The organism is Paraburkholderia sp. C35 (assembly GCF_003121405.1).
Taxonomy (GTDB): Bacteria; Pseudomonadota; Gammaproteobacteria; order Burkholderiales; family Burkholderiaceae; genus Paraburkholderia.
The window spans coordinates 1-10,689 of sequence record NZ_QBUY01000175.1 but is presented as its reverse complement, the minus strand read 5'-3'; the positions used below and the strand labels follow the sequence as shown (position 1 = coordinate 10,689).

The following is a 10,689-nucleotide window of genomic DNA, read 5'->3' as shown; positions in this document are numbered from 1 at the left end:
GTCACCGCCCGTAGCCATCGCTTCGAATAGTCGCCTACCCCACTCCAATCACCCGTAGCGCCCCGAGCGGCAGCGACTCGTCAATGCAGCCCAGGTGGCAAACGGTGTGTAGGTTGTCGCGCATTGAGCGTCGGCGATCCTACAAGACACACCGCCTTTGCTTTTCAGTCCGGAGTGATGCGTATAAGGCGCGACGGCCAACACACCGTTTGCCACCTGGGCGGCCTGGACCAAACTGGTAAGGCTTGCTGTGACGCGAGAGTTTGAAGCGGGTGATGCGCCCTTAAAGAGCGCTGGCAGCGGGCAACGAGAAGAACGATGCCGCATGAAGGATAGGACCGGCGGGGGACCCGCAGGCAACGACCGTAGTGGATGGTGTTCAGCGGCTTTCTTTTGCCTACTTTTCTTTGCCGCGGCAAAGAAAAGTAGGTGCTGCCCCGCACAGGGGCGACGCATGAAGCAGGCAAGACAAGTCGCGGATGCCAGCTAAAAAACCAAAAAACCGCCCCCAGCGCTACGCGCAAAAAAACATCAACTATCCGCCTCAGCAAACATCGAAAGCCCCTGCACAACCTCCCGCAACATTGCGGTAACCTCATCCAACGAAGGCGCCACATACTCATCAATCCGCTTGAGATAAGGACAAGTCATCGCGCCAATAGCCGACCCGCCAGCGGTCAACAGAGGAAACGTCAGATCGGTAACCCCAAAAATCTGCTGACTATCTTTCTGCGAAAAGCCCACATCACGAATCGACCCGCAAGCGGCCTCAAGCGCCGCATGATCAATGGTGACTTCACCCTTCACCTCGGTATGTTCGGCCAGCATATGCGCCCGCTGCTCGGGCGTCTGAAACGCCAGCAGGGTCCGCCCCGAACTCGTATCGATCAGCCCCACGCGCGACCCGAGACGAACCGATATGCCCCACGTGCCAGGTCCATCGACCTGCGCCACCACCAGCAGATTCCCGCGGTCATACACAGCCAGATGACACGACTGCTCCGCCTCGGCAGCAAAGCGCTGCATCAACGGCAAGGCTTCGGAGATGAGCCGGTTCATCGGCGGATGACGATGCGCAAGCGCATAGAGCTTCAGGCTCAGCGAATAGCGGTCGCCACCCGCCGAGCGCACCACGTACTGCCGCGCCACCAGCCGCTCCAGCATCCGGTACATCTCGCTCGCGTTGCGTCCCAGCAGCTTCGTGATCTCCGCGCGCGTCAGCCCGCCCTTCTGCTCGGCAAGCAGCTCGAGTATGTCCAGCCCCTTGTCCAGCGCGGGCGCGCGATATCGGTCGGCGTCGTCCTTGTCTTCTACTTCCATCGTCGGCAGTCGGGTCGGTTTTGACATTCGCACAGATTATCGGCTGTCAAAGGACGGTCACACAGGGGCGCCCGCCTCGCTCCAGGGAAAACACCCACGTCCGTCGCATTGACTTGTAAAAGTTCGTATATGAATAATACGTTCATTGGTGAATGAACACACCAATACCCATAAGAAGAAAGTGCAGGTCGATGTGCCCGGTTCGCCGGTTCCTCTTCCCACAACGCAGACGGGCGTCACCGCTGAAGCGCCAACGCCCGTCGACATGGAGACAAGCATGGGTTTCGCCAAAGAGCCGCGCACGGCTCGCCGTTTCATCGGACATACGTTGATGGCGGCCGCCGCCATCGCCTGCATGGCGGGCAGCATCACGGCCGCGCAGGCCGCCGATACCGCCAAGGTCGGTCTCGGCCTGCCACTTCTCACGTCGCCGTTCTGGCAGTCGTACAACAACTACCTGCCGAAATACGCGAAGGAAATGGGCATCGATATCCTCGCGCCCGTCAATTCGAACAACGACCCCGCGCAGCAGATCACCGACATGAACAACATGGTGAATCTCGGCGCGAAGGGCATCGTCGTTGGTCCGATCGATTCGGCGGCGATCAGCCGCGCGCTTGATTCGGCCTCGGCGAAAAACGTGGCCGTGGTCGCCGTCGATGTCGCGCCGACGCAAGGCAAGGTCGCGATGGTCGTGCGCGCCGACAACCGCGCGTACGGCACGAACGCATGCAAGTACATCGGCGAGCATGTGAAATCGGGCAAGGTCGTGCAGATCATGGGCGATCTCGCATCCGTCAACGGACGCGACCGCTCGGAAGCCTTCCGCGCGTGCATGAAGAACTACCCGGCGCTGTCGGTGCTGGAAATCCCCGCCGGCTGGAAGGGCGATGTCGCCGCCAGCTCGCTCGACAGCCTGCTGACTGCGAACCCGGACGTGAAGGGCATCTATATGCAGGCTGGCGGCGTCTATCTGTCGCCCACGCTGCAGACGCTGCGCCGCAAGCAGTTGCTGGTGCCTGCGGGTGATCCGAAGCACATCGTGATCGTCAGCAACGACGGCATTCCGCAAGAGTTCGATGCGATCCGCAAGGGCGAAATCGATGCGACCATTTCGCAGCCCGCCGATCTGTACGCGAAGTACGGCCTGTACTACATGAAGGCCGCGCTTGCCGGGCAGACCTTCAAGCCGGGTCCGACCGATCACGGCAGCAACATCGTGCAGTTGCAGCCGGGCGTGCTCGAAGACCAGTTGCCCGCGCCGCTCGTGACGAAGGCGAATGTCGACGACAAGAACCTCTGGGGCAATACGCTGAAATGAACGCCGAGACGACACACGACGCGAACGTAACCATGCAACCGGTCGTCGAGGCGTTTTCTGTCGGCAAGCGCTTCGGCAATCATGCCGCGTTGAAAGACGTGTCCATGCGCGTGATGCCCGGCGAGTCGCATGCACTCGTCGGGCGCAACGGCGCGGGCAAATCGACGCTGGTGTCGATCCTCACCGGCCTGCGCAAGCAGGACACGGGCGAGGTCCGCTTCAACGGCGAGCTTGCACCGCCTGTTGCCGACCGTGACGCGTGGCGCGAACGCGTCGCGTGCGTCTATCAGCATTCGACCATCATCCGCGAGTTGTCCGTTGCGGAGAATCTGTTCATCAACCGGCAGCAGACGCGCAACGGCGTGATCGACTGGCGCACCATGCGTCGCGAGGCGCGTGCGCTGCTCGATCACTGGAAGATCGACGTGCGCGAAGACGCGCGCGCGGGCGATCTCTCCGTCGAAGCGCGGCAGCTGGTCGAGATCGCGCGGGCGCTGTCGTATGGCGCGCGTTTCATCATTCTCGACGAGCCGACCGCGCAACTCGACGGCGATGAAATCAAGCGGCTGTTCACGCGCATTGAAGAACTGCAGCGCGAAGGCGTGACCTTCCTGTTCATTTCGCACCATCTGCAAGAGGTGTACGAGATCTGTCAGGCGGTGACCGTGCTGCGCGATGCGCGGCATATCGTCAGCGCGCCGGTCTCGGCGCTGCCGCGTGAGCAACTGATCGAAGCGATGACGGGCGAGCGCGGCGGCCTCAACGTCACCGATGCGGCGACGCGCTCGCCATTACCTTCCGATACCGCCATCGCATTGCAGGTCGACGCATTGACGGGCAGCGACTACGAAGACGTCACGTTCGCCGTGAAGCGCGGTGAAGTTATCGGCCTCACAGGCGCAACGAGCAGCGGACGCACGAGTGTCGCCGAAGCGATTGCAGGTTTGCGCAAGCCGCAGCGCGGCGGCATCCGCGTCGATGGCGCAGCGTTGCCGCTCGGCGACGTGCCCGCTGCGTTGAAACGCGGTATCGGCTGCGTGCCGAAGGATCGCCATCACGAAGGGTTGGTGCTCACGCAATCGGTCGCCGAAAACGCGTCGATGACGATTGCACGCGTGCTCGGCAAGTTCGGCATCGCGCCGCCCGCGAAGAAGCACGCGTTCGGCAAGAAGATGATCGACGCGCTCGGTATCGCCGCGCGCGGGCCGGAGCAGATCGTATCGGGCCTGTCGGGCGGCAATCAGCAGAAGGTGGTGATGGCGCGCGCGCTGGCGACCGATCCCGATGTGCTCGTGCTGATCGATCCGACGGCAGGCGTCGATGTGAAATCGAAAGAAGCATTGTTGTCCGTTGTCGACCGTGTGCGCGACGAAGGCAAGGCCGTGATCGTCGCATCAGGCGAACTCGACGATCTGCGCGTCTGCGACCGCGTGCTGGTGATGTTCCGTGGCCGCATCGCGGCTGAGTTTCCGGCAGGTTGGGAAGACAACGACCTGATCGCATCCGTTGAAGGAGTCAGTCTCCATGAAGAATAGTGTGCCCGCGTTTGCATCGGCTCAATCGGCGCAGGGAATGAGTGCAGGCGCCGCGCGACCGCGCATCGAATTTGCGCGCCTGCGCGATCTCGCTCTCGTGCCTGCGCTCGCTTTGCTGATCGTGATTGGTGCTTTCGTCAGCCCGAGCTTTCTGACGAAGGCGAATCTGATCAGCGTGCTGGGCGCGTCGGCGGCGTTGGCGCTTGTCGTGCTGGCGGAATCGCTGATCGTGCTGACCGGCAAGTTCGATTTGTCGCTGGAATCGACGGTTGGCATTGCGCCCGCTGTCGGCGCGATGCTCGTGATGCCTGCTGCGTCCGCGGGCTTCGGTTTCGAATGGCCCGCTGCGATGGGCTTGCTTGCGATCATCGTGGTCGGCGCCGTGATCGGTTTCATCAACGGCTTTCTGGTAGTGCGACTCAGGTTGAACGCGTTCATCGTCACGCTCGCGATGCTGATCGTGCTGCGCGGCATGCTGGTCGGCGCGACCAAGGGCGGCACGCTGTTCGATATGCCGCCGTCGTTCTTCGCGCTCGCCGCCACGATCGTGCTTGGCTTGCCATTGTCGGTGTGGCTCGCGGCGGTCGCCTTCGGCATCGCTGCGTTCATGCTGCGTTATCACCGTCTGGGCCGCGCGTTGTATGCAATCGGCGGCAATCCGGAAGCGGCGCGCGCGGCGGGCATCCGCGTCGAACGCATCACGTGGGGCGTGTTCGTGCTCGGCAGCGTGCTCGCTTCGATTGGCGGCATCGTCGTGACGGGCTATGTCGGCGCGATCAACGCGAATCAGGGCAACGGCATGATCTTCACGGTTTTCGCAGCGGCGGTAATCGGCGGCATTTCGCTCGATGGCGGCAAGGGCACGATGCTCGGCGCGCTCTCCGGCGTGTTGCTGCTCGGCGTCGTGCAGAACCTGTTGACGCTCGCTCAGGTGCCGTCGTTCTGGATTCAGGCTATCTACGGCGCAATCATTCTCGGCTCGCTGATGGTGGCGCGTCTCGCCAGCGGCGAATGACAAAACTGACATGACCGATCCACGTCTCATTCTGCTGAGTCCCGAAGATAACTGTCTGATCGCGGGCGCGCGTCTCGAAGCAGGTACGCAAGTCGATATCGAAGGCGAGCATGTCACGCTCGCGAAGACGATCGAACTCGGTCACAAGGTCGCGCGCCGCGCACTGCACGCCGATGAAAAGGTGCTGCGCTACGGCGCGGTGATCGGCCACGTGAATGTGGACGTCGCACGCGGCGAACATCTGCACACGCATAACCTCGAAAGCGATTACCTGCCGACCTATACGCACGACGCAGGCCACGCATTCGTCCATCATTGACGCGGGTTCAATACAACATGACCGACATATCCGAAGCTAATACCGCGCAATCAGCACTTCAAGGCTATCTGCGCAGCGATGGACGCAAGGGCATCCGCAATGTGGTCGCGGTCGCGTATCTGGTGGAATGTGCGCATCACGTGGCGCGCGAGATCGTCGCGCAGTTTCGACCTTCATTCGATGCGTTCGATGATTCTTCCGCTGAGCAAGAACCTGCCGTTCATCTGATCGGTTTTCCTGGCTGCTATCCGAACAGTTACGCCGAAAAGATGATGGAGCAGTTGACCACGCATCCGAACGTCGGCGCGGTGCTGTTCGTCTCGCTTGGTTGCGAGAGCATGAACAAGCACTATCTCGTCGATGTGGTGCGCGCGAGCGGGCGCCCCGTGCATGTGCTGACGATCCAGGAGAAAGGCGGCACGCGCAGCACGATTCAGTATGGCGTCGACTGGGTGCGCGAAGCGCGCGCCGAACTCGCGCAGCAGAAGAAAGTGCCGATGGCGTTGTCCGAACTCGTGATCGGCACGATCTGCGGCGGCTCGGACGGCACCAGCGGCATTACCGCTAATCCCGCTGTCGGACGCGCATTCGATCACTTTATCGAACACGACGCGACCTGCATCTTCGAAGAAACGGGCGAGCTTGTCGGCTGCGAGTTTCATATGAAAAGCCGCGCAGCGCGTGACGATCTCGGCGATGAAATCGTCGCGTGCGTCGCGAAGGCCGCGCGCTATTACTCGATCCTCGGCCACGGCAGTTTCGCGGTCGGCAACGCGGACGGCGGACTGACGACGCAGGAAGAGAAGTCGCTGGGCGCGTATGCGAAGAGCGGCGCGTCGCCGATCGTCGGCATCGTCAAGCCCGGCGATGTGCCGCCCACAGGTGGCCTTTATCTGCTCGATGTCGTACCCGATGGCGAACCGCGCTTCGGCTTTCCGAACATCAGCGACAACGCGGAGATCGCCGAGTTGATCGCGTGCGGCGCGCATGTGATTCTGTTCACGACAGGGCGCGGCTCGGTAGTCGGCTCGGCCATTTCGCCCGTCATCAAGGTGTGCGCAAACCCGAATACTTACCGCAACCTGTCGGGCGACATGGATGTCGATGCAGGGCGTATCCTTGAGGGCCGCGCGACACTCGATGAAGTCGGTCGCGAAGTATTCGACGTGACGCTCGCTGTCGCGCGTGGCGCGGCGTCGAAATCCGAGTCGCTCGGGCATCAGGAGTTTATCCTTACGTACAAGACGTTCGAGCCGGTCGGGCCCGCGTGCCTGCCGTCGAGTGCGGCGCTGCCGCATCGGGTGGTGAGCGTGGCCGCGCAGTGAACGAATCAGAGAACATGGAGAGCGAGACGATGACGGACGCGGCAGGTTCCAACGTGCGCAAGCGGCGCAGTATCGGCGGGCGCGGGCTCGAAGTGACGGGCCTGAGTCTTGGCACGGCGCCGCTCGGCGGACTGTATCGCGATCTGTCCGACGAGGAAGCATTCGGCGCGGTTCAGGCCGCGTGGGATGCAGGCGTGCGCTTCTTCGACACCGCGCCGCACTATGGACATACGAAGGCCGAGCATCGGCTGGGCGATGCATTGCGACGCTATCCGCGCAGCGAGTTCGTGCTGTCGACCAAGGTCGGCCGTCACTTCGTGCCGCGCAAGAATCCGTATGACGGCAGCGAAGGCTGGCAAAACCCGTTGCCGTTCGAAGCGATCTACGACTACACGCGCGACGGCATTCTGCGTTCGTTCGAAGATAGCCAGCAGCGCATGGGTATCGTCGATATCGACATTCTGCTGGTGCACGATATTGGCGTCGTCACGCATGGCGAGCGAAACGCGCACTACTGGCAGCAGCTTACGCAAGGCGGCGGCTTTCGCGCATTAGAAGAACTGCGTTCGCAAGGCGTCGTGAAGGCGATCGGCCTCGGCGTGAATGAAGGCGCACCGATTCTCGCGGCGATGGGCGAGTGCGATATTGATTGCGCGTTGCTCGCGGGGCGCTACACGCTGCTCGAACAGGCGACACTCGATGATCTGCTGCCCGAATGCGAGAAACGCAACGTCAGCATCCTGCTGGGCGGCGCGTTCAATTCCGGCATTCTCGCGCGCGGTGTCGAAGGCGATCTCAAGTTCAACTATGGCGAGGCGCCGAAGGAAGTGATCGAACGCGTCGCGCGTCTGGAAGCGGTGTGCAAGACGCATGGCGTGCCGCTTGCTGCTGCCGCGTTGCAGTTCCCGTATGCGCATCCTGCTGTCGCAACCGTGCTGACGGGCGCGCGCAACGCAGGCGAACTGCGCGAGAATGTGACTTCGTTCGACAAGCCGATTCCCGCTGAACTCTGGCAGGCACTGCGCGACGCAGATTTGCTCGATCCGCGCGCGCCCGTGCCCAAGGACTAGCAGCGGATCGATCACATCATGCAAATCGATGCACACCAGCACTACTGGAATCCCGAGCGCGGCGATTACGGTTGGCTCACGCCGGATCTCGCGCCGCTGTATCGCACGTTCGGTCCCGACGATCTCGCGCCGTTGCGCGAGCGCGCGGGCGTGTCGCGTACGGTGGTCGTGCAGGCCGCGGCAACTGTCGGAGAAACGCGCTATCTGCTCGATCTTGCGCGCGAGGAAGCATCGATTGCGGGCGTGGTCGGCTGGGTGCCGATGCTCGATGCCGATGCACCCGCATTGATCGCAGAACTCGCGCACGAGCCTAAATTCAAGGGCGTGCGGCCCATGCTGCAGGATTTGCCCGACGACAACTGGATCGCCAATCCCGCGTTGAAGCCCGCCGTCGATGCACTGATCGCACACGATCTTGCCTTCGATGCGCTGATCTTCACGCGTCACATCGATGCATTGGCAACCTTTATCGAGCGCTTTCCGACACTGCGCGTGGTGATCGATCACGGCGCAAAGCCGCCCATTCGCGATGGCAACGCAGGCTGCGACGCGTGGGCTGAAGGCATCACGCGGCTCGCACAATACCCGCATGTTCACTGCAAGCTGTCCGGTCTCGCGACGGAAGCTGCGCAAGGCTGGACGGAAACGACGCTGCGCCCCTACGTCGATCATCTGCTGGCCGTGTTTGGACCGCAGAGGCTCATGTGGGGCAGCGACTGGCCGGTGCTGAACCTCAATGGCGACTATCTGCTATGGCATTCGGTGGCGACGCAGTTGCTGGCCGCACTTTCCGAAGACGAGCGCACTGGCGTTTTCGGCGGCAATGCGACGGCGTTCTATCGCTTGTGAGCACGCTTCAGGATTTTCACTATGTTCTCGCCGGTGAGCACGTGCTGCAATACCCGGTATGACTCAAACGCCAATCCAACGGGAGCCTTAAATGGTACAAAGACTGGCCGGCAAGACGGCTTTGATCACGGCAGCTGGGCAGGGCATTGGCCTCGCGACGGCTGAGCTGTTCGCACGCGAAGGCGCGCGCGTGATCGCCACCGACATCCGCATCGACGCGCTCAAGGACAAGCCGGTCGAAGCGCGCCAGCTCGATGTGCTCGACGGCGCGGCGATCAAGGCGCTCGCGCAGGAAGTCGGCCCGATCGATGTGCTCTTCAATTGCGCGGGCTACGTGCATGCCGGCTCGATTCTCGAAGCGAGCGAGGAAGATTGGGACTTCGCGTTCGATCTGAACGCGAAGGCGATGTACCGGATGATCCGCGCGTTTCTGCCGGCGATGCTGGAGAAGGGCGGCGGATCGATCATCAATATGTCGTCGGCGGCATCGAGCGTGAAGGGCGTGCCGAACCGGTTTGTGTATGGTGCATCGAAGGCAGCGGTGATTGGTTTGACCAAGGCCATTGCCGCCGATTTCGTGACACGCGGCGTGCGTTGCAACGCGATTTGCCCAGGGACGGTACACTCGCCTTCGCTCGAGCAGCGCATTGCCGAACAGGCGAAGGCGCAGGGCGCGACGGTCGACGCGGTGCACGCCGCGTTCGTCGCGCGCCAGCCGATGGGCCGTGTCGGCAAGCCCGAGGAGATCGCGGCGCTGGCGTTGTATCTGGCGTCGGATGAATCGGCGTTTACGACGGGTCAGGCGCATGTGATCGACGGTGGCTGGTCGAACTGAGCCACGCAGCGAGCGTGTGAAGCACGGACCACGTTTATGAACCACGGAATTACTGATCAGAGGAAACTGCAGCGATGAAACTGCTTCGTTATGGACCGAAGGGCCAGGAAAAGCCGGGCTTGCTGGATGCGCAAGGCAAGATTCGCGATCTGTCGAAAGTGGTCGGCGATATTGATGGCAGCACGCTGACGGATGCGTCGCTGGCGAAGCTGCGTGCTGTCGATGTGGCGTCGCTGCCGGTTGTCGAAGGCAATCCGCGCATTGGGCCGTGTGTCGGCAAGATCGGCAAGTTCGTGTGTATCGGGTTGAATTACGCGGATCATGCTGCCGAGTCGAATCTGCCGGTGCCGCCGGAGCCGGTCGTTTTCAACAAGTGGACGAGTGCGATTGTCGGCCCGAACGACGGCATTGAAATTCCGCGCGGTTCGAAGAAGACCGATTGGGAAGTCGAACTGGGCGTGGTGATCGGCAAGGAAGCGAAGTATGTCGACGAGGCGAACGCGCTCGACTATGTCGCGGGTTATTGCGTGATCAACGATGTGTCGGAGCGTGAATGGCAGATCGAGCGCGCCGGGCAATGGGACAAGGGCAAGGGCTTCGACACGTTCGGGCCGATCGGGCCTTGGGTTGTGACGCGGGATGAAGTGGCGGATCCGCAGAATCTCAAGTTGTGGCTCGAGGTGGATGGGCATCGGTATCAGAACGGCAGCACGAAGACGATGGTGTTTGGTGTTGCCAAGCTGGTGTCTTATCTTTCGCAGTGTATGAGCTTGCAGCCTGGGGATGTGATTTCTACCGGCACGCCGCCGGGGGTTGGGATGGGGGTTAAGCCTGAGGCTGTTTATCTGAAGCCGGGGCAGGTTGTTCGGCTTGGGATTGAGGGGCTTGGGGAGCAGGAGCAGAAGACTTACGCGGCGGAGTGAGGGTTTTTTTGTCTGCGACGCTGTAGGTTTGGTTTTGGTTTTGGTTTTGCTTTTGCCTTTGGTTTCGCTGGCATCCGCGGTTTGTTAGTGGTTCTTCATGCGTCGCCCCTGTGCGGGGCAGCACCTACTTTTCTTTGCCGCGGCAAAGAAAAGTAGGCAAAAGAAAGCCGCTGAACA

The 10,689-nt window shown here is 61.8% G+C and carries 10 protein-coding genes; 9 read left to right on the top strand and 1 reads right to left on the bottom strand.

The window, feature by feature from the left end; translation table 11 throughout:
• Positions 1-531 precede the first annotated feature (531 nt).
• The gene (locus DK391_RS42700) at positions 532-1,320 is read right to left on the bottom strand and encodes an IclR family transcriptional regulator (RefSeq protein WP_109484037.1); all 789 of its coding nucleotides are present in this window, start codon (positions 1,318-1,320) and stop codon (positions 532-534) included.
• A gap of 331 nt (positions 1,321-1,651) precedes the next feature.
• Here DK391_RS42700 and DK391_RS42695 point away from each other — a divergent pair, with 331 nt between their 5' ends.
• The 9 genes from DK391_RS42695 (at position 1,652) to DK391_RS42655 (ending at position 10,512) form a co-directional block, all read left to right on the top strand.
• Positions 1,652-2,641 carry a sugar ABC transporter substrate-binding protein gene (locus DK391_RS42695; protein WP_109484039.1) on the top strand — a complete coding sequence of 330 codons (990 nt, stop codon included), beginning with the start codon at positions 1,652-1,654 and terminating at the stop codon, positions 2,639-2,641.
• Positions 2,638-4,176, top strand: coding sequence for a sugar ABC transporter ATP-binding protein (locus DK391_RS42690; RefSeq protein WP_109484036.1), 1,539 nt, complete (start codon positions 2,638-2,640; stop codon positions 4,174-4,176). Before DK391_RS42695 ends, DK391_RS42690 begins: the two co-directional genes overlap by 4 nt.
• 37 nt (positions 4,177-4,213) lie before the next feature.
• Positions 4,214-5,191 (top strand): ABC transporter permease, encoded by a 978-nt coding sequence (locus tag DK391_RS42685; protein ID WP_239483112.1) that lies wholly within the window; start codon positions 4,214-4,216, stop codon positions 5,189-5,191.
• 10 nt (positions 5,192-5,201) lie between these two features.
• Positions 5,202-5,510, top strand: a complete 309-nt coding sequence (locus DK391_RS42680) for a UxaA family hydrolase (protein WP_109484034.1) — start codon at positions 5,202-5,204, stop codon at positions 5,508-5,510.
• A gap of 17 nt (positions 5,511-5,527) precedes the next feature.
• Positions 5,528-6,835, top strand: coding sequence for a UxaA family hydrolase (locus DK391_RS42675; protein WP_109484033.1), 1,308 nt, complete (start codon positions 5,528-5,530; stop codon positions 6,833-6,835).
• 29 nt (positions 6,836-6,864) lie between these two features.
• Positions 6,865-7,905, top strand: a complete 1,041-nt coding sequence (locus DK391_RS42670; RefSeq protein WP_109484038.1) for an aldo/keto reductase — start codon at positions 6,865-6,867, stop codon at positions 7,903-7,905.
• Between the two features lie 18 nt (positions 7,906-7,923).
• Positions 7,924-8,754 carry an amidohydrolase family protein gene (locus DK391_RS42665; protein WP_109484032.1) on the top strand — a complete coding sequence of 277 codons (831 nt, stop codon included), beginning with the start codon at positions 7,924-7,926 and terminating at the stop codon, positions 8,752-8,754.
• 91 nt (positions 8,755-8,845) lie between these two features.
• Positions 8,846-9,589: an SDR family oxidoreductase gene (locus DK391_RS42660; protein WP_109484031.1), complete on the top strand. Its 744-nt coding sequence runs from the start codon at positions 8,846-8,848 to the stop codon at positions 9,587-9,589.
• A 74-nt stretch (positions 9,590-9,663) separates the two neighbouring features.
• Positions 9,664-10,512: an ureidoglycolate lyase gene (locus DK391_RS42655; protein ID WP_109484030.1), complete on the top strand. Its 849-nt coding sequence runs from the start codon at positions 9,664-9,666 to the stop codon at positions 10,510-10,512.
• Positions 10,513-10,689: the final 177 nt, after the last annotated feature.

Excerpts from the sequence above, each read along its gene's own strand:
- DK391_RS42660 (WP_109484031.1), top strand. The coding sequence starts at position 8,846 with ATGGTACAAAGACTGGCCGGCAAGACGGCTTTGATCACGGCAGCTGGG.
- DK391_RS42690 (WP_109484036.1), top strand. The coding sequence starts at position 2,638 with ATGAACGCCGAGACGACACACGACGCGAACGTAACCATGCAACCGGTC.
- DK391_RS42700 (WP_109484037.1), bottom strand. The coding sequence starts at position 1,320 with ATGGAAGTAGAAGACAAGGACGACGCCGACCGATATCGCGCGCCCGCG.
- DK391_RS42680 (WP_109484034.1), top strand. The coding sequence starts at position 5,202 with ATGACCGATCCACGTCTCATTCTGCTGAGTCCCGAAGATAACTGTCTG.
- DK391_RS42685 (WP_239483112.1), top strand. The coding sequence starts at position 4,214 with ATGAGTGCAGGCGCCGCGCGACCGCGCATCGAATTTGCGCGCCTGCGC.
- DK391_RS42695 (WP_109484039.1), top strand. The coding sequence starts at position 1,652 with ATGGCGGCCGCCGCCATCGCCTGCATGGCGGGCAGCATCACGGCCGCG.
- DK391_RS42670 (WP_109484038.1), top strand. The coding sequence starts at position 6,865 with ATGACGGACGCGGCAGGTTCCAACGTGCGCAAGCGGCGCAGTATCGGC.
- DK391_RS42655 (WP_109484030.1), top strand. The coding sequence starts at position 9,664 with ATGAAACTGCTTCGTTATGGACCGAAGGGCCAGGAAAAGCCGGGCTTG.
- DK391_RS42665 (WP_109484032.1), top strand. The coding sequence starts at position 7,924 with ATGCAAATCGATGCACACCAGCACTACTGGAATCCCGAGCGCGGCGAT.
- DK391_RS42675 (WP_109484033.1), top strand. The coding sequence starts at position 5,528 with ATGACCGACATATCCGAAGCTAATACCGCGCAATCAGCACTTCAAGGC.